The 19,177-nt window shown below is 51.8% G+C and carries 18 protein-coding genes, 1 rRNA gene and 1 pseudogene; 18 read left to right on the top strand and 2 right to left on the bottom strand.

Annotation, left to right across the window (positions count from 1 at the left end):
- The first annotated feature begins 3 nt into the window (after positions 1–3).
- The 3 genes and pseudogenes from rrf (at position 4) to LQ229_RS16245 (ending at position 2,366) form a co-directional block, all read left to right on the top strand.
- Positions 4–120 (top strand): 5S ribosomal RNA (rrf, locus tag LQ229_RS16260).
- A gap of 1,387 nt (positions 121–1,507) precedes the next feature.
- Positions 1,508–1,723 carry a hypothetical protein gene (locus tag LQ229_RS16255; RefSeq protein ID WP_230192278.1) on the top strand — a complete coding sequence of 72 codons (216 nt, stop codon included), beginning with the start codon at positions 1,508–1,510 and terminating at the stop codon, positions 1,721–1,723.
- Positions 1,681–2,366 (top strand): annotated as a pseudogene (locus LQ229_RS16245) (TraX family protein). Before LQ229_RS16255 ends, LQ229_RS16245 begins: the two are co-directional and overlap by 43 nt.
- 71 nt (positions 2,367–2,437) lie before the next feature.
- Here LQ229_RS16245 and LQ229_RS16240 read toward each other — a convergent pair.
- On the bottom strand, positions 2,438–3,001 hold the full coding sequence (locus LQ229_RS16240; protein WP_216539488.1) for a sugar O-acetyltransferase: 564 nt from the start codon (positions 2,999–3,001) through the stop codon (positions 2,438–2,440).
- 223 nt (positions 3,002–3,224) lie between these two features.
- Here LQ229_RS16240 and LQ229_RS16235 point away from each other — a divergent pair, with 223 nt between their 5' ends.
- From LQ229_RS16235 to pssA, 10 genes are all read left to right on the top strand, one after another.
- Entirely contained in the window at positions 3,225–3,749 is a 525-nt protein-coding gene (locus LQ229_RS16235; protein ID WP_230192275.1) for a PadR family transcriptional regulator, read from the top strand.
- A gap of 21 nt (positions 3,750–3,770) precedes the next feature.
- Positions 3,771–4,490, top strand: coding sequence for an ABC transporter ATP-binding protein (locus LQ229_RS16230; protein WP_230192274.1), 720 nt, complete (start codon positions 3,771–3,773; stop codon positions 4,488–4,490).
- Entirely contained in the window at positions 4,487–5,233 is a 747-nt protein-coding gene (locus tag LQ229_RS16225) for an ABC transporter permease (RefSeq protein WP_230192273.1), read from the top strand. The genes LQ229_RS16230 and LQ229_RS16225 overlap by 4 nt, the downstream gene beginning before the upstream one ends.
- Before the next feature lie 223 nt (positions 5,234–5,456).
- A complete protein-coding gene (locus tag LQ229_RS16220; RefSeq protein ID WP_216539493.1) occupies positions 5,457–5,918 on the top strand; it encodes a CtsR family transcriptional regulator in 462 nt (153 codons plus the stop codon).
- Positions 5,919–5,985: 67 nt separating this feature from the next.
- A complete protein-coding gene (locus LQ229_RS16215) occupies positions 5,986–6,510 on the top strand; it encodes a UvrB/UvrC motif-containing protein (protein ID WP_216539494.1) in 525 nt (174 codons plus the stop codon).
- Positions 6,511–6,540: 30 nt separating this feature from the next.
- Positions 6,541–7,602: a protein arginine kinase gene (locus LQ229_RS16210; RefSeq protein ID WP_216539495.1), complete on the top strand. Its 1,062-nt coding sequence runs from the start codon at positions 6,541–6,543 to the stop codon at positions 7,600–7,602.
- Between the two features lie 40 nt (positions 7,603–7,642).
- Positions 7,643–10,102: an ATP-dependent protease ATP-binding subunit ClpC gene (gene clpC / locus LQ229_RS16205; protein ID WP_216539496.1), complete on the top strand. Its 2,460-nt coding sequence runs from the start codon at positions 7,643–7,645 to the stop codon at positions 10,100–10,102.
- Between the two features lie 247 nt (positions 10,103–10,349).
- Positions 10,350–11,717, top strand: a complete 1,368-nt coding sequence (gene radA / locus LQ229_RS16200; protein WP_216539497.1) for a DNA repair protein RadA — start codon at positions 10,350–10,352, stop codon at positions 11,715–11,717.
- A 16-nt stretch (positions 11,718–11,733) separates the two neighbouring features.
- Positions 11,734–12,810, top strand: coding sequence for a DNA integrity scanning diadenylate cyclase DisA (gene disA, locus LQ229_RS16195; RefSeq protein ID WP_216539498.1), 1,077 nt, complete (start codon positions 11,734–11,736; stop codon positions 12,808–12,810).
- 54 nt (positions 12,811–12,864) lie between these two features.
- Positions 12,865–13,605, top strand: a complete 741-nt coding sequence (gene pssA, locus LQ229_RS16190; protein WP_216539499.1) for a CDP-diacylglycerol--serine O-phosphatidyltransferase — start codon at positions 12,865–12,867, stop codon at positions 13,603–13,605.
- A gap of 101 nt (positions 13,606–13,706) precedes the next feature.
- Here the strand turns inward: pssA and LQ229_RS16185 are convergent, their stop codons facing one another.
- Complete coding sequence (locus tag LQ229_RS16185) at positions 13,707–14,102, bottom strand: DUF1573 domain-containing protein (RefSeq protein WP_216539500.1); 396 nt, start codon at positions 14,100–14,102, stop codon at positions 13,707–13,709.
- A 159-nt stretch (positions 14,103–14,261) separates the two neighbouring features.
- Here LQ229_RS16185 and LQ229_RS16180 point away from each other — a divergent pair, with 159 nt between their 5' ends.
- The 5 genes from LQ229_RS16180 to cysE all read left to right on the top strand — a co-directional run bounded on the left by LQ229_RS16180 (position 14,262) and on the right by cysE (position 19,170).
- A complete protein-coding gene (locus LQ229_RS16180) occupies positions 14,262–15,350 on the top strand; it encodes a PIN/TRAM domain-containing protein (RefSeq protein WP_216539502.1) in 1,089 nt (362 codons plus the stop codon).
- A gap of 70 nt (positions 15,351–15,420) precedes the next feature.
- Positions 15,421–16,116: a 2-C-methyl-D-erythritol 4-phosphate cytidylyltransferase gene (gene ispD / locus LQ229_RS16175; RefSeq protein WP_230192272.1), complete on the top strand. Its 696-nt coding sequence runs from the start codon at positions 15,421–15,423 to the stop codon at positions 16,114–16,116.
- The gene (gene ispF, locus LQ229_RS16170) at positions 16,113–16,595 is read left to right on the top strand and encodes a 2-C-methyl-D-erythritol 2,4-cyclodiphosphate synthase (RefSeq protein WP_230192271.1); all 483 of its coding nucleotides are present in this window, start codon (positions 16,113–16,115) and stop codon (positions 16,593–16,595) included. Before ispD ends, ispF begins: the two co-directional genes overlap by 4 nt.
- Positions 16,596–16,629: 34 nt before the next feature.
- Complete coding sequence (gene gltX, locus LQ229_RS16165) at positions 16,630–18,090, top strand: glutamate--tRNA ligase (protein ID WP_216539505.1); 1,461 nt, start codon at positions 16,630–16,632, stop codon at positions 18,088–18,090.
- A 423-nt stretch (positions 18,091–18,513) separates the two neighbouring features.
- The gene (cysE, locus tag LQ229_RS16160) at positions 18,514–19,170 is read left to right on the top strand and encodes a serine O-acetyltransferase (protein WP_230192270.1); all 657 of its coding nucleotides are present in this window, start codon (positions 18,514–18,516) and stop codon (positions 19,168–19,170) included.
- Positions 19,171–19,177: the final 7 nt, after the last annotated feature.

Below are 19,177 nucleotides of genomic sequence, written 5' to 3'. Positions count from 1 at the left end.
CCGTTTGGTGGCGATGGCGGAGGGGTTCCACGCGTACCCATCCCGAACACGACCGTTAAGCCCTCCAGCGCCGATGGTACTTGGACCGAAGGGTCCTGGGAGAGTAGGACGTTGCCAAGCGATCAAATACCGTTATCGAGTCAGCTCGATGGCGGTATTTTTTATGAGCATGGGACCGTGTAGTCGAGTCCCGAGGGAGTCGAACGCTAATACCGTTATCGAGTCAACTCGATGACGGTATTTTTTATATGTGTGGGACACGCAGGTCAAGTCTTGCGAGAGTCGAACGAACAATGCAACTGGCGAGAACAACTCTCTGGTGGCATTTTTCATGGGTTCCCCTCATACTTCTTCATTCCCTTCCACCGACCTATTGCTTTCCACGCCCTTCTGTCAAAATCCCCTTGGTTCAGATGTCGCTTTTTCAGTTCGCTTCCGGTCTGGGCTCGCAATCTCCGCTCCAGAATGAATATTCCTACTTTTACTATTACAGAGTAATTTCCCCTAGCCCTGAGTGAAGGGAATTTCGACAAAAGGTGCAAAAAAAGAAACAAGGAAGGAACTGCCTCAGACCGCATTTCATCTATACTGAGTAAACGGGATTTCGACAAAGGGCGCAAAAAGGAGAAACGGGGAAAGGAGTCACTACGGCAGGCCGCCATGTTCCAAATCTGAGCGAAAGGGACTTCGACAGAAGGCGGATAACAGGGGAATGCCAGCGCCAGAGACACTGTAAAAAGTCGGCGGGTAAGGTGCAGTAACCGTAACTCAACCTGACACTCTACCCTGATACTCCACCTGGAATCTCATGCCCGAACGATCTCACCACGAACTGCTTCTCCCGGACTACCTCGCCGCTTATGGCCCCCCCATTTGTCCGCCAGTGTAACTGCGAAAATCCAGTTAATTTCAGCAGAAACGCGACAAGTTAGTCCAGCAACTGCAAAAATCCAGTTAAATTGGCCAACAAGCGTGAAAAGGGGCGATTTGCGGTCTGAGCAACTGGATAATTGCTGTTGCTAATGCAAAATCGGGCTCATTCAGCAATATTAACTGGATAATTGCAGTTGCTACAAGCACGATCGAGGGCACGCGAACGCCTAGCGAGCGAACGACCATGTTGTGCGCAACCTGCAAACCGTTAATGGTGATGCCCGACTGAAGCGCAATAAAATATGTGCATCATATTCAGACGGCAAAAACAGGGAATAGTATCGTTCACCAAGAATAGAGCGCTTACTGTCGTAAATTGTAGCAACGTGTTCTTTTTTAGTACTACTCTTGAAAGTCAAAAACTACGACCCATGCATACATATCCCACACGTGCAACTTTATCCTAAATCCCCATCTTCAATTTATCGTAACAACTTCTTTTTTCGGGCAAGTATTGATAAGATAAAAACGACAACGTTTTTGCATATTCGCCGGCCGGCAGATCAAGTCCAAGATTAACAAAAGCATAACTCGGCCTATAAACATGAATGCATTGGCGATGGGAGGAACAGGGATGATATTTCGTTCACGTTCGAAGGAGCAAGGAAAGGTTACGAAAATAACCGATTTCAAGAAGCAAAAAGAAACTGCTTCCCGCCAGCAGAAATGCAGCTATTGCAAAACGATGGCTAAACGTCTGACCTTTTATGCCGATCACGACGGCAAGGTTGTCGGTTTGTGCCGGGAATGCAGACCGCGAGCGAAACGGCAAGATCTGATGCCTCTTTAAGGAAGGGGATAACAACGACGATGCAGCTTCTAGCTATGGTAACGATGTTAATCGATCATTTGGGAATTGTATTGGCTCCCGATGAAGAGATGTGGAGAGTGATCGGACGGCTTGCGTTTCCGTTATATGCTTATGCCATCGTGCAAGGCTATGCCCGAACCAGCGTTTTTCGCGGTATTTGAAGCGTCTCATCCTCATCGGCTTATTGTCGCAAATTCCGTTTATGCTGGCATTGGGAGGTCATTCGATCAATGTCATCGGAACGTTTATCGTATGTTTGCTCGTATTGAAAGGTCTGGACCGTTTTCCGCAACCTGCGGCTCCCATGCTGCTAATTGCCGCGGCGATCTTGTTGTTGGAGGTCGTGCCGTTCGATTACGGAAGTTATGCGCTGCTCCTTGTTCTTCTCTTTAGATATGCCTCGGCTCAGTGGGCCATAGGGCTGCACGTACTATTGAACTTCGTGTTTTTATTCTATAAAGGTTGGTTCATTCAGTTTTATAGCGTCGTATCGACGATTTTGATCTATTATTTGCCGAAGATGCTCAAGGCGTTGGAACGGGCGAAGATCCCCCGCTGGTTATGGCGCAGCTTCTATCCGGCCCATCTGGCGATTCTGGCTATTGTTCAAGCCTTGACGTAGCGAGGCGCAAGAGAATCGCCCGCCATATAAAAACTGCGACTCGTCTGTGGGTCGCAGTTTTTGCAATAGCATTATGAGTCGAGCTTCTTGATGACCCGGCACGGGTTGCCCGCAGCTACGACGTTGGAAGGGATATCCTTCGTTACGACGCTTCCCGATCCGATCACGACATTGTCGCCGATCGTTACGCCGGGATTAATGATCGAGCCCCCGCCGATCCATACATTATCGCCGATCGTAACCGGCTTGCCGTATTCGAGTCCGGTATTCCGCGTTTCCGCGTCAAGCGGATGGCCCGCGGTGTAAATATGGATGCCCGGCGCCAGAAAAGCGTTCTTTCCGATTCGCACTTCGTTTACATCCAAAATAACGCAATCGAAATTGGCGTAAAAATTGTCCCCGACATGGATATTGTATCCGTAATCGCATCGGAAGTTCGGTTCGATATAAATGGAGTCGCCGGTCGAGCCGAACAGTTCTTTTAAGATCCGGGTACGCTCCTCCGTCTCCGTTTCCACTGTCGAATTAAACAATCTTGTCAATCTTCTGGCTCGCTGTCTTTCTTCGGTCAATTCGGGATCGAAACCGTAATACAGCTCGCCCGCCAGCATTTTCTCCTTTTCCGTTCTCTCCATGGTTTCCTATAGCTCCTTTCTTGTATCGTCGCTTCATAGAACTAACACTTATCTTACTTGAAACTCGCGCTACAATTCAATTCGGATCCGTTCTCCGCTCCGGATGATTCACCCAACATGAAATTGACGATTTACAACGAGAAATAAATGTGCTACATTTAACTCAATGTTATATATTCAACGTTGACTATAAAAGACGAGAGGTGATACTGTGACGCGTCTCATGGTTTTGGGACTCCTCATGAAAGGTCCGATGTCAGGTTACGATATGCAGCAACTATTGCAACTGTCCAAAACCGATGCCTGGGCGGGCGTACTGCCTGGTTCGATTTATCATGCGTTGAAAAAGATGGATAAAGAAGGATTGGTTACAGTCGATTCGGTTGAACAAACCGGGCATCGCACGAAGGCGATCTACCGGATTACGGAGGAGGGGGAGGAGCAGTTTTATCAATTGCTTCAACAATCTTTGGCTTTGCCTTCCGTTATATTTCCTACGACATTCTATACCGCGGTTTCATTCATCGATGCGTTGCCTAAAGACCGAATTATCGCTGCGATCGAGTCGCAGCGGACGGCTCTGCGCAAACAGTACGATGAAATGAAGGCAGGCGAAGAAGAGAAGTCGCAATTCGTGAACTTGACCGAACCGGCGAAAATCATTTTCCGGAACATGTACGATCAATTCGAGATTCAACTGTCCATGCTGGATCAGTTGGAGGCCGCGATTCGCAGCCAACCGGATTAAACAATGAAAGGTGATGATTCAATGAAAGAAAACGATTTGCTCGAAGCGGAACATGTCAGCAAAACATACGGCGGCCGTCCCGTCGTGGACGATGTAGGGCTGCATATCGCAACAGGAGAGATCCTTGGCATCATTGGACCGAACGGCGCCGGCAAATCGACCACAATCGATTTGCTGCTCGGATTGCGCCGGGCGGACAGCGGACGCATCTCGTATTGGCGTAAAGATTATTTGGCGCATGTCGGCGTGCAATTGCAGTCGACCTCATTTTTCCCCGGGCTGAGCTGTTACGACAATTTGCGCTTATTCGCCGCGCTGTACAAAAAACGGCTTAGCCGGCCTGAAACGATGCAACTGTTGCGATTATGCGGACTGGAAGAAGCGGCCCGGACGGAAGCTTCCCGTCTATCGGGCGGGCAGCAGAAACGGCTGGCGATCGCGATAGCCACCGTACACGATCCCCGTCTCGTATTTCTCGACGAGCCGACCTCCGCGCTGGATCCGCGCGCGCGAATCGAAATCCACTCGGTGATCCGCCAGTTGGCCGCCAAAGGAACGTCGATTATATTGACTTCGCACGATATGGAAGAGGTGCACCAGTTGGCGGACCGGGTCATGATGATCGACCGCGGACGCGTTATCGCGGAAGGTACGCCGCATGAACTTTGCGAACGCTTTAACGCGGCACGTTTGGAAGAAGTGTATTTGCAACTCACGGCGAAGGAGGCCGATGTCTCATGATTTCAACCGTTATACGGGCAATGTTCGTCTCATCGCTGAAAGATAAAATATCTCTCTTCTATGCCGTACTTTTTCCTTTGGCGCTGCTGATCGGGCTTGGACTTTATTTCGATACGCCGGAATACCGGTTCCGGCTGTTGACCGGCGTCGTCGTCTTGAGCTCCTTATTCTGGAGCGTCCAAGGCATCGCCTTTCAAGTTCATTGGCAGCGAAACCGGGGCGTTTATAAGCTTTTGAAGCTGACTCCTTTTCCGACCGTTTCCTTTATATTGACGATGGTTTTGGTTCGAACCGCTTTGGGGGTAGCGATCAACGGAATCGTCATGTTGGCCGGCATGATCGGTTTCGGCATTGCGATGCCGTTGGGCGGAATCGTTCCTTTTCTGCTTATCTTAACGCTCGGCATGTTATGTTTTACTGCGATGGGATTTCTGTTATCCAATCTCGCCCGGAACGAAGCGCAAATTAACATGATTTCCAACCTCATTTATATCCCGATGCTGTTCGGTACCGAAACCTTCTACAGCTTGCAGCATGCGCCGCAATGGATTGCGACGGCGGGCAATCTTTTTCCGTTGACCTATATGGTTCAAGGATTAAGGTCGTCGTTTGCGGGATGGAACGGGACCGCGTTCTACATGCTCATTGTCGCTGCCTTTACCGTCGGCTTGCTGGCGCTCGCCGCGCTCACGTTCCGCTGGGACGCGGAACAGTCGATCGCGCAGCGGAAACTTCCGGCATAATCCGGGCTGCTAAATCAAACAGCGAATGAATAAGCCGATTTCTTGACGGAATCGGCTTTTGTATATTTTTCGGCAAAACCGTAAAACTAATAGTAAAAGACTTCTTCCGCCATCGACAATTCAAACCTCTTGGCAAATTGAAAATTTGTGCTATAATATTGTTAAAGTCAAAGAAAGTCAAAGTCAACGATCGATGCAATGAATTATAGTGGGGGATGAATGAATGCGTAATGTCTCTGATATTATAGAACAATATCTGAAGCATATTTTGCATGAAAGTCCTGAAGGCGCGGTGGAAATTCAGCGCAATGAACTGGCCGATAAATTTTCGTGCGTCCCGTCGCAAATCAATTACGTAATTAGCACCCGCTTTACGTTCGAGAAAGGTTATATTGTCGAAAGCAAACGGGGCGGCGGAGGCTATATCCGGATTCAACGAATCGAATTGCCGTCGCATCAGGCGATTCATGGGCATCTCAGCCGCACCATCGGCGACAGCATGGAACAGACGGCGGCCGAAGGGCTCATTTATCAATTGGAAGAAGCCCGCGTCATTACCCGCAGAGAAGCCAACATGCTGCGAGCCGCCGTTTCCAGGGACGTTCTCAAACTTAAATTGCCTTATCGCGATGAAGTTCGCGCCAAATTGCTAAAGGCGATGCTTATCTCTTTGCTGGGCAAATAAGAATAACGCACCCATTTTCCTCACGGCATCGGGGCTGGAAAAACGCGAGTCAAAGGAGGTCCGAAGGATGATCTGTCAAGAATGCGGAAAGAAAAACGCCACATTGCATTTTACGAAAATCGTCAACGGAGAGAAAACGGAATTCCATATTTGCGAATCGTGCGCACGCGAGAAAGGGGAGATGATCCCCGGCACGGCAAACGGTTTTTCCATTCACAGCTTATTGTCCGGGCTGCTCGATTTCGATCCGGCAGGCAAAGGCGCGTCGTTAGCCCAAAAGCCGCAAACGATCCGTTGCGACGAATGCGGCCTAACCTATACGCAATTCAGCAAAATCGGCCGCTTCGGCTGCAGTTCGTGCTACAAGCACTTTGGCGAGCGACTCGAACCGTTGTTCAAGCGGGTGCACGGCAATACGAAGCATATCGGCAAAATTCCGAAACGCCGCGGCGGTACCATTCATTACAAACGCGAGCTGGATGAGCTGAAAAAAGAACTGCAGTATCGCATCATTCATGAGGAATTCGAGCAGGCGGCGCAAATTCGCGACCAAATCCGGGAGATCGAAAGGAAAATGTCCGGGGACGGTTAAAGGGATTCAACGCTTAAGGAGGGATATGCGATGTCAAAACGTCAATTCACCGAGCATGCGCTAAGCGACTGGATGAAAGGAAACGGTCCCGATTCCGAGATTGTCATCAGCAGCAGGATTCGGATCGCCCGCAACCTGGAATCCTTCCCCTTCCCGATGCTCGCGACGAACCAGCAGTCGAAGGAAATTCTAGATACGTTGTCTAATGTATTAAATACGGATGAATTGAAATCGATAGGACATTTTGAGAAAATATTGTTGAACGACTTGGACGAATTGGAAAAAAGCGTGCTGGTGGAAAAGCATTTGATCAGCCCAAGCTTGGCGAATGAATCGCGCAACGGCGCGGTTATCCTAAGCGAAAACGAATCGATCAGCATTATGATTAACGAAGAGGACCATTTGCGCATTCAATGTTTGTATCCGGGATTTCAGATTCGCGAAGCTTGGGAGCTGGCCGGCAAAATCGACGATATATTCGAAGCGCATGTCGATTTTGCGTTTGACGAAGACAGAGGATTTCTTACCAGCTGTCCGACGAATGTGGGCACAGGCATCCGCGCTTCCGTCATGATGCACTTGCCGGCGCTTGTCCTGACGCAGCAAATGAACCGGATCTTGCCGGCCATTACGCAAGTCGGCCTGGCAGTTCGAGGCTTGTATGGCGAAGGCAGCGAAGCTGTCGGCAATTTGTTTCAAATCTCCAATCAAATTACGCTTGGCCAATCGGAATCCGAAATTATCGATAACTTGTACAGCGTAGCGCGGCAAATTATCGAGCACGAGAAAGCGGCACGGCAGAAGCTGATGGCCGAATCCCGCACCCGCCTGACCGACCGGATCCGCAGATCGTACGGGATTCTGTCTTACGCGGAAGTGATGGATTCCAAAGAAGCGATGCAGCGCTTGTCGGACGTAAGGCTCGGGATCGATCTCGGGTTGGTCGACAACGTGTCCGAGCATGTAATGAATGAATTGATTGTCATGACGCAACCGGGATTTTTACAGCAGTTTTTCGATGTGAAATTAAGCGCCGAGGATCGGGACGCGCATCGCGCCAAACTGATCCGAGACAAACTCAATCAACATTAATCCCATCCAAAGCTGGGGGAATTTACGGAGGTGTATCGATATGATGTTTGGCAGATTTACGGAACGGGCGCAAAAAGTGTTGGCATTGGCTCAGGAAGAAGCCGTTCGATTGGGACATAACAATATCGGAACGGAGCATATATTGCTAGGGCTTATTCGCGAAGGCGAAGGAATCGCCGCGAAAGCGCTGATCGCATTGGGGCTTGGGCTCGAAAAAATTCAAGACGAGGTCGAATCGCTGATCGGCCGCGGACAGGAGCAGCCAAGCAACATCGCTTATACGCCGCGCGCGAAGAAAGTCATCGAGCTATCCATGGATGAGGCGCGTAAGCTGGGACATACTTACGTCGGGACCGAACATATATTGCTCGGCTTGATTCGCGAAGGCGAAGGCGTTGCCGCCCGCGTGCTGAACAATTTGGGCGTCAGCTTGAACAAGGCGCGCCAGCAAGTGCTGCAGCTGCTCGGCAGCAGCGAAGCGGTATCGAGCCATCACGGCACGCAAGCGAACGTAAGCACGCCGACGCTCGACAGCTTGGCCCGCGACTTGACGGCGATTGCCAAGGAAGGCAATCTGGACCCGGTCATCGGGCGCAGCAAAGAAATCGAGCGCGTGATTCAAGTGTTGAGCCGCAGAACGAAGAACAATCCTGTTCTGATCGGCGAGCCGGGGGTCGGGAAAACGGCGATCGCCGAAGGGCTCGCCCAGAAAATTATCAATAACGAAATTCCGGAAACGCTGCGCGACAAGCGGGTGATGACGCTCGATATGGGCTCCGTCGTCGCCGGCACGAAATACCGGGGCGAATTCGAAGACCGCTTGAAAAAAATAATGGATGAAATTCGCCAAGCGGGCAACATCGTTCTGTTCATCGACGAGTTGCACACGCTGATCGGCGCGGGAGGCGCGGAAGGCGCCATCGATGCGTCCAACATCTTGAAGCCTGCTCTCGCTCGCGGAGAACTGCAATGCATCGGGGCGACGACGCTGGACGAATACCGCAAATATATCGAGAAAGACGCCGCTCTGGAGCGCCGTTTCCAACCGATTACGGTAGATCAGCCGTCTCCGGAAGAAGCGATTCAAATTTTGCATGGCTTGCGGGACCGTTACGAAGCGCATCACCGCGTCAAAATTACGGACGAAGCGATCGAACAGGCGGTCAAACTGTCAGACCGTTACATTACCGACCGGTTCCTGCCCGATAAAGCGATCGATTTGATCGACGAGGCGAGCTCCAAAGTCCGGTTGAATACGTACACGGTACCGCCGAATTTGAAGCAACTGGAAAGCCGTCTGGAAGATATCCGCAAGGAGAAAGACGCTGCGGTGCAAAGCCAGGAATTCGAAAAAGCGGCCGCCTTGCGCGACACCGAACAGAAAATGCGCGAGGAACTCGATACGACCAAAAATCAATGGAAAGAAAAACAAGGCCGTACGGATTCCGAAGTGACGCCGGAAGATATCGCGCAAATCGTCGCCAGCTGGACGGGGATTCCGGTCAGCAAGCTGGCGGAGGAAGAGACGGAACGATTGCTTAAGATGGAATCGATCCTGCATGAGCGCGTCATCGGCCAGGATGAAGCCGTGAAGGCCGTCAGCCGAGCCATCCGCCGCGCGCGCGCCGGATTGAAAGATCCGAAGCGCCCGATGGGTTCCTTCATCTTCCTCGGACCGACGGGCGTCGGCAAAACCGAGCTTGCCCGCGCGCTGGCCGAGTCGTTGTTCGGCGACGAGAATGCGGTTATCCGGATCGACATGTCCGAATATATGGAGAAGCATTCGACCGCGCGTCTGGTCGGGGCGCCTCCGGGATATGTCGGATATGAGGAAGGCGGCCAATTGACCGAGAAGGTGCGCCGCAAACCGTACTCCGTCGTGCTGCTCGACGAAATCGAGAAGGCGCATCCGGAAGTGTTCAACATTTTGCTGCAAGTGTTGGAAGACGGGCGATTGACCGATTCGAAGGGCCGTGTCGTCGATTTCCGCAACACGTTGATCATCTTGACGTCGAACGTCGGCGCCGAAGCGATCAAGCGGAACACGACGCTCGGATTTACGGCCGTGAACGATGCCGGACGCGATTACAACAATATGAAAGACAAAGTGATGTCCGAACTGAAGAAAACGTTCCGTCCGGAATTCCTGAACCGGATTGACGAAATTATCGTGTTCCATTCGCTTGAGGAAGAGCATATCGCTCAAATCGTTTCGCTCATGTCCGATGAATTGCGCAAACGTCTGAAAGAGCAGGAAGTGGACTTTGAATTGACCGACAAGGCGAAGGCGTTCCTGGCTAAAGAAGGCTACGATCCGGCTTACGGCGCGCGTCCGCTCCGCCGGGCCATTCAGAAGCATATCGAGGACCGCTTGTCCGAAGAACTGCTGCAGGGCACGATCTCGAAAGGAGATTCCTTGACGATCGACGAGCAAGACGGCGAACTGGTTGTGCTTCGGGGCAAAGAAGCCGCGGCCAAAGAAGTTACGGCAAATTCGTAATATAGAACGCAATTGGGCCAACCCGAACATTTCGGGTTGGCTTGTTCGCATCATACGACAAAATCCTTAACATTTTTGTAAAATATTCCGATATACATGTCATTGATACCAATTTGACCGCAGAAAGGCGTATAAAGCTTTCCCCCCATGCCCAGAAATGTTACAATTTTGTTATAGAGGTAGTTCAAAAAGTCCCCTTGGACTTTTGAACATGGATTTAAGCGGCATAGTGATAGGAGAAACGGGTATGGCGAAAGCGAAAACGAAGTTTTACTGTACGGAATGCGGCTATGAAAGCGCGAAATGGCTCGGCAAGTGTCCGGGCTGCATGAGTTGGAATACGATGGTGGAAGAGACCGTTTCCGTCGTCAAAACGAAAGGAATGAACTCGCCGGTTTTTCATACGAAAGAAAAGCCGCTTCCCATCATACATATAGAGAGTGGTCAGGAACCGCGCGTTCAAACGGACATATCGGAACTCAATCGCGTGCTCGGGGGCGGCATCGTCCCGGGTTCGCTTATTTTAGTCGGAGGAGATCCGGGAATCGGCAAATCGACGCTGCTGCTGCAAACGTCGCACTCGCTGGCTCATCGCGGGCTGAAAGTGCTGTACGTTTCGGGCGAGGAATCGGTCCGCCAAACGAAGCTGCGTGCCGACAGGCTGAACGCGTTGTCCGAACATCTATATGTGCTTTGCGAGACGAATATGGAGCAGATTGAGGAAGCGATCGAACAGATCGAGCCGGATTTTCTCGTGATCGACTCGATTCAGACGGTCTACCGGCCGAACGTGGAATCGGCGCCGGGCAGCGTTGCGCAAGTTCGAGAATGTACAGCGCTGTTTATGCGCATAGCTAAGGTAAAGGGAATCGCAACCGTGCTGGTCGGACATGTGACCAAGGAAGGCGCGATCGCGGGCCCCCGCCTTCTGGAGCATATGGTGGATTGCGTCCTTTATTTCGAAGGGGAGCGCCATCATACGTACCGTCTGCTGCGGGCGGTCAAGAACCGCTTCGGATCCACGAACGAAATCGGCATCTTTGAAATGAGCGAAGACGGCTTGATCGAAGTGGCGAATCCGTCGGAATTGTTTCTGTCCGAAAGGCCGCTCGGCGTCGCGGGCTCGACCGTGGTTGCGAGCATGGAGGGGACGCGCCCCGTTCTGGTTGAGCTGCAGGCGCTCGTCGCCGCCACGAACTTCCCTTCCCCGCGCCGCATGTCGACCGGTGTGGACCACCACCGGATGGCGCTCATTATCGCGGTTCTTGAGAAACGGATGGGGATGTTCCTGCAAAATCAAGACGCCTATTTAAATGTGGCGGGAGGGGTTAAATTAGACGAACCGGCAGTCGATTTGGCCATTGCCGTCAGCATCGCGTCCAGCTTTCGCGACGCTCCGACCCAGCCCTTCGACGTCTTCGTCGGCGAGATCGGCTTGACCGGGGAAGTTCGCGCCGTGTCGCGCGTTGAACAGCGGGTGAAAGAGGCGGAAAAGCTCGGATTTAAACGAATCATTTTGCCGGAAAAAAGCTTGCGCGGATGGAAGCCTCCGGCAGGCATAGAAGTTATCGGGGTAAACACTGTTGCGGATGCACTAGCGGCTGCGTTAGGTTAGGGGGCAAATTAGAAAGATGAAGGAAGGAAACCAACAGGAAAATATAAACGATCTGCTTCGTTTGGTGGCGCCTGGCACGCCGTTTCGCGAAGGGCTCGAAAACGTGCTGCGCGCCAAAACCGGCGGTTTGATCGTCGTAGGATATAGTCCGGAGGTGATGGAGGTCGTCGACGGCGGATTTTCCATCAATGCGGATTTTTCGCCGAACTACTTGTATGAGCTGGCTAAGATGGACGGAGCCATCATATTAAGCGAAGATATTAAACGCATTCTTTATGCGAACACGCAGTTGATTCCCGATTCGACGATTACTTCCACGGAAACGGGAATTCGGCATCGTACGGCGGAGCGGGTGGCAAAACAAACGGGCAAGCTGGTTGTCTCGATTTCGCAGCGCCGCAATGTCATTACATTGTATCAAGGACAGCTGCGGTATGCGCTGAAGGAAATCGGCGTGATTTTGACGAAAGCCAATCAAGCCATTCAAACATTGGAACGGTACAAGGCGGTTCTGACGCAATCGCTTACGAATTTGACCGCGATGGAATTCGAAGAACTTGTGACGCTCTACGAAGTCGTTCAAGTTGTGCAACGTTTCGAGATGGTATTACGTATTAAGAAGGAGATCAAACGTTACATCCACGAACTGGGGAACGAGGGGCGTTTGATCAGTATGCAGATGGAAGAGCTGGTGAGCAACACCGAGGAAGACGCCTGGCTCTTGCTCAAGGATTATGCCCGTGAAGAACATGACGACAAAATAAAAGAAATATTCGCAGGATTGAAGCGATGCAGCGATGACGAATTGCTCGATTTGCATCATCTGATTCGGCTGCTCGGCTTTCCGGCGACGAATACGGCTTCGGAGGAACTGGTCGCTCCGCGGGGATACCGCGTGCTGAACAAAATTCCGCGCCTGCCGAACGTCATTATTCAAAACTTGGTCCATCAATTCCGGTATTTGCCGCATATTATGATGGCGACGATCGAGGAGCTGGACGAAGTGGACGGCATCGGCGAAGTGCGCGCGCGCACGATCAAAGAAGGAATGAAGCGAATCCAGGAGCAGGTATTCATTGACAGACAAATTTAAATTGCATACAATCAAATAATGACACTTGGGCATAGTAAATTTAGAGGTGAACATATGATTACGAAAGCTATTCCGAACTTGTTTACCATCGGTAACCTCTGTCTCGGAATCATATCGATCATGCTTGTATTTCACGACAAGTACGATTATGCAGCCATTATGGTCATTATTGCTATGCTTTTAGACGGTTTGGACGGAAGAGTCGCCCGCGCCCTCAATGCGCAGAGCGAATTCGGCAAAGAATTGGATTCCTTATCGGATGTGATTTCATTCGGAGTAGCTCCTGCTTTTATCATGTACGTTGTCGCATTGACCGACTTGAACCCGGTGCTCGCTTGGACGGTTACGGCCATTTTCCCGATTTGCGGCGCTCTCAGACTGGCGCGGTTTAATGTCGCATCCGGCGTGCCGGGCTATTTTATCGGCCTTCCGATACCGGCGGCTGGCGGCGTCTTGTCTACGCTGGCCTTGTTCCGCGAAGATTTGGCCGTGCCTTATTTGGTAATCAGCATGCTTCTGCTGTCGTACTTAATGATAAGCAGAGTGAAATATCCGAATTTCAAAAAAATCGGCATTCCCAAGAAGACGATCTGGATTGCGCCGATTGTTGTCGCGGGTGCGGTGGTGCTCGCGGTACTGTTCCCGGACCAAACTCCAAAGTTAATTCTTGTGCCGCTCGCTCTTTACGCGCTTTACGGGCTAAAAAAAAACGTTGAACAAATTTTGCTCAAGCGGAGAAGAAAGAGGCATCCGGCCCGGGACGAAATGTACCAATCGGACCATTTGGGGAACTAGCGTCTCGTCCAATTTCATATGACGGCAAAATAAAAAGCATTTATTTTCCTACCCTGTGCGGGAGAAATAAATGCTTTTTTTGTTGGTCTCATATTAGCATGTTAAGAAAGATTGAAGTAACCGAGGGTCGAGCATTTGCTCGATTCGTTGGCGACGACATCGTCCATGCTGATCTCAAGCAAATTGCACAAAGCGGACATATAGAACAAATTTTTGCCCAGTTCCGCCGTAACGATTTCCTTGCAATGTTCGCAAAGCTCGCCGCTCAAATGGCTTTTCAAGTCCTGCTTCGCTTGCTCCATATCGACATCTTCGGCGTAGAATTGTTTCTTGGCGTTCAATTCGATACAGCCGCATTCGGTAACCGCCTTAACGACGGACCGGTTGACGGAAGCGTTGGTCTGGCCGTATTTGGATAATACGTCGAGGAGACTGCGGTGACGTAGCAACAATTCTGAGACTTGGTCTTGAAACGACTGGAGAGTCGGAGCGCTCATATTATACACCTCGATTTTCTCGAATTCATGGATTTCGTAAGCACGATTCACGATAGTTTCATTATACTTGCAACGATTACCAGTTTTCAACCAAAAATGTTATCGGCTGATTAGGTTGCGTCAATTTGGTCCATAATTGTAAAGGAGGTGAAATGCGTCATGTTAAAAAAAGGATTTCAAATCCTCGGCATGCTGTTCGGAGCGTGGTTCGGCCATCAAGTATATACCGCGGCGGAGGAGCCGTCATCGCTGCTGTCGCCATGGCTTGGCAAATTAAGTTCTTCGGCGGGCGTATTTGGTTTTATGGGGATGGGCGCTGTTCTGTTTTTGGTCTTATTTGCGCTAAGTGCCGGAGCTATCGTTTCAAGCGTTCAAAAAGGAATCAGCCGCATTTCCGAAGTTCCCTTCGAGGAACTGACGGCTGGAATGGCCGGCTTATTATGCGGTTTGACCGTGGCGGCGTTCATCGATGCGGTTCTTGTGCGGCTCGGCGATGTCGGGGTCGTGATGTCTATGTTTTTGACCTTGTTCTGCGGTTATATGGGATTATGGGTTGGAGTGCATAAAAGAGAGGAATTCGCCTCTTTTCTGGCGCGAAGCAGACGCGCGGCCGAACCTGCACCCGATAAAGCGTGGCTTGAGGAACATAAAATATTGGATACGAGCGTCATCATCGACGGCAGAATCGCCGATATATGCAAAACCGGATTTATTGAAGGAACCATCGTCATACCCGAATTCGTACTGGAGGAATTGCAGCATATCGCCGATTCGTCGGATTTGTTGAAGCGCAACCGCGGCCGGCGCGGGCTGGATATTTTAAACAAAATCCAAAAAGAGCTCGAAGTAAAGGTGCTGATCTACGAAGGGGATTTCGAGGAAATTTCCGAGGTGGACAGCAAACTGGTCAAGCTGGCGAAAGTACTGCAAGGCAAAGTCGTGACGAACGATTACAATTTGAACAAAGTATGCGAACTGCAAGGCGTATCGGTGCTCAACATTAACGATTTGGCCAATGCGGTGAAGCCGGTCGTGCTGCCGGGCGAGGAAATTATCGTACAGGTGATCAAAGACGGCAAGGAGCATGGCCAAGGGGTCGCGTATTTGGATGACGGCACGATGATCGTCGTCGAGGGCGGCCGCGATTATATCGGCACGACGATGGAAGTGCTGGTCACTAGCGTTCTGCAAACTTCCGCCGGCCGGATGATATTCGCCAAACCGAAATTGTTGGAAAAAGCGCAGTAAAAAAGGTATGATGGTGGTTAGTGCGATAAGGCACTCGCACCTATACCATTTTTACTAGGCAGGGATGAGGATGAAGCGCAAGCTGGGGGCTGTTGTCGTAGCGGCGGGAAAAGGCTCGCGAATGGGAACGGAAGAGAGCAAGCAATACTTGCGGCTCGGAAACAAGCCGATTATTATACATACATTGGAAACGTTCGAACGGATGGCGGAAATCGACGAAATCGCGCTAGTCGTCGGCGCGGACGATGTCGAACGCTGCAGGCAATGGATATCCGAGTACGGAATTCGCAAGGTAACAAGCGTCGTCGCCGGCGGGAACGAGCGCCAGCATTCGGTTTATAAAGGGCTGGCGCAGCTCGACGTCGAATACGTGCTGATCCATGACGGGGTGCGTCCGTTCGTTCGCATGGATCATGCGCGCGCTTGCTTCGACGAGGCGGTGCGCAGCGGCGCAGCCGTTCTTGCCGTTCCGGTGAAAGATACGATCAAACAAGTGAACGAATCCGGCGTCATCCAAACGACGCCGGATCGCCGAAGCTTGTGGGCGATTCAAACCCCACAGGCTTTTCGTCATTCCGTTGTGCTTGCGGCGCATGAACAAGCGCGCAAGGACGGTTTTATAGGGACCGACGATTCGATGCTGGTCGAACGGCTTGGCATTCCGGTGACGGTCGTTGAAGGGGATTATACGAACATTAAAATTACGACGCCGGAGGATTTGGATTTTGCGGCATTACTATTGAAGAAAAGGGGAGAGGAACGATGATTCGGGTAGGACAAGGTTATGACGTGCATCAGTTGACGGAAGGAAGGCCATGCATTATCGGAGGGGTGACGATTCCGTTCGAGAAAGGATTGCTCGGCCATTCCGACGCCGACGTGCTGCTGCATGCGATTAGCGACGCGATTCTTGGCGCGCTGGCGTTTGGCGATATCGGACGCCATTTCCCCGATACGGACGAACGGTACAAGGATGCCGACAGCTTGAAGCTGCTGCAGCTTGTTTGGGCGATGGCGAAGGAAGCGGGATACCGCTTGGGCAATCTGGATGCGACGATCATCGCGCAATTGCCGAAGATGGCGCCGTACATACCGCAAATGCGCGAAATCATCGCAGATGCGCTGGAGGCGGACGTATCGCAGATTAATGTCAAGGCGACGACGACCGAATGGCTCGGCTTCACCGGACGCGGCGAAGGAATTGCGGCTCAATCGGTTGTCTGCTTGCTTCAAGATATGGTATGATTTTGTGATGAATCGTTAAGAAGGGAGCACCATCATGACGAAAGAAATCCGCGTACGCTATGCGCCGAGTCCGACCGGCCATTTACATATCGGCAATGCCAGAACCGCGCTGTTCAATTATTTGTTTGCGCGGCGCCATAACGGCAAATTCATTATCCGTATCGAAGATACGGATGTGAAGCGCAATGTGGAGGGCGGCGAAGAGAATCAGCTTACCTATTTGAAATGGCTTGGCATGGATTGGGACGAAAGCGTCGATGTCGGCGGAGAATACGGTCCGTACCGGCAAACGGAACGGCTTGATATATACCGCACCTATTGGCAGGATTTGCTGGACCGCGGTCTGGCGTACCGCTGTTACTGTACGGAAGAGGAACTGGAGCGGGAACGCGAAGAGCAAATCGCCCGCGGCGAAACGCCGCGCTATTCCGGCAAGCACCGCAACTTGTCCGAAGCGGAGCGGGCGCAGTTCGAGGCGGAAGGACGGGTGCCGAGCATTCGTTTCCGCGTGCCGGAAGGCAGAACCTATACGTTCGACGATATGGTCAAAGGGACGATTTCCTTTGCTTCGGAAGATACGGGCGATTTCGTCATCGTGAAGAAGGACGGGATCCCGACGTACAATTTCGCCGTCGTCGTCGACGATTATTTGATGAAGATCAGCCATGTGCTGCGCGGCGAAGATCATATCTCCAATACGCCGCGGCAATTGATGATCTATGAAGCGCTCGGCTGGGAGCCGCCGCAATTCGGGCATATGACGCTCATCGTCAACGAGCATCGCAAAAAGCTGAGCAAACGCGACGAATCGATCATTCAATTTATCGAGCAGTACGACAGTCTCGGCTATTTGCCGGAAGCGATGTTCAACTTCATCGCCTTGCTCGGATGGTCGCCGGAAGGAGAGGAAGAAATTTTCTCGCGCGAGCAATTGATCGGCATATTCGACGCAAACCGGCTGTCGAAAAGCCCCGCGGTTTTCGACACCAACAAGCTGAGTTGGTTGAACAATCATTATATTAAACAAACGGATACGGCGAGAATTGTCGAAATGGCCATTCCGCATTTGCAGCAAGCCGGGCGTTTGCCGGAAACGCTCAGCGCCGACCGGAAGGCGTGGGCCGCATCGCTCGTTGCGTTGTACCAGGAGCAAATGCGCTGCGCGTCCGACATTGTCGATTTGTCCGATTTATTTTTTCAGGAAGAGGTTTCGTTTGACGACGAAGCGAACGCGGTGCTTGCGGAAGAGCAAGTGCCGGCGGTGTTAAACAGCTTCCTGCGCAAGATCGAAGCGGAAGAAGCGCTGACGGCGGATCGGGCCAAAGCGCTCATTAAGGAAGTGCAGACCGAAACGGGCGCCAAAGGCAAGCAATTGTTCATGCCGATTCGCGTGGCGATTACCGGACAAACGCATGGCCGCGATCTAAACGAAACGATCTATTTGCTCGGCCGCGACAAAGTGGCGAAGCGGCTGCGCCGTTTCGCGAAGGCGTAAGCTCGCGGGCGGCGGGAGCGGCAAGGCGGGCGAGCCGCGGCAAACGATTCTTGTCAGAATCGCCGCATTTGGCTATAATAACAAACAAAGCAAGAGGCGTAGAGCAGGAGAAGTACGCCCGGTTGCCGGGTTTCCCAGAGAGGGCGACCGGCTCGCATTGAAGCACTCGCGATCCGGCTGCAAGTCGCTCATTCCCGCACGGCGGAATTGCACCTGTGAGCCCTGTTTCCGAACTGGAGCTTTCGCGCATAAGCGCTGCCGCACAGCTAGGAAACAGCGTATTGTTCGCGTTAAGAACACGAGAGACGAACGTCGCCCGGTATGGCCGGCAATAACGTTCAAGCAGAGTGGGACCGCGTATCACGCCTCTGCAGCATCATGCTGTAGAGGCGTTTTATTTTGGACGGGAAAAGAAGGGATCGTATGTTTCGTAGAATGAAATCGGACATCGAAACGATATTCGAGAATGACCCCGCGGCGCGAAGCGTATTTGAAGTCGTGCTGACGTATTCCGGCTTGCACGCCATTTGGGCGCATCGGATCGCGCATTGGCTTTTCGTGCGGCGCTGGTATACGGTGGCAAGGATGATCTCGCAGCTGAGCCGCTTCTTTACAGGAATTGAAATCCATCCCGGCGCGACGATCGGGAACCGGTTGTTTATCGATCACGGCATGGGCGTGGTCATCGGGGAAACATGCGAAATCGGGGACGATGTCGTCATTTACCAAGGCGTTACGTTGGGGGGAACGGGCAAGGAAAAAGGCAAGCGGCATCCGACGATCGGCAACAATGTCGTCGTCTCGTCGGGAGCGAAAGTGCTCGGCTCGTTCAAGGTGGGCGACAATGCGATTATCGGCGCCAACTCAGTCGTGCTGCGCGAGGTGCCGCCGAACAGTACGGTCGTCGGCATTCCGGGGCGGGTCGTGAAGCAGGACGGCAAACGGATAGACCGGTTGAATCATACGCAGCTGCCCGATCCGGTGATCGATTTATGTTCCAATATGCAGCGGCGGATCGACCAGCTTGAAGAGGAACTGGCGCGCTTGAAGCAAGAGGGAGTCGGGATCGGCAACGATTGAACGCGGA

The organism is Paenibacillus sp. CECT 9249, from assembly GCF_918697855.1.
Lineage (GTDB): Bacteria > Bacillota > Bacilli > Paenibacillales > Paenibacillaceae > MSJ-34.
Note: the sequence above shows the minus strand (reverse complement) of the source record. Positions and strands in the feature narration are given on the sequence as shown.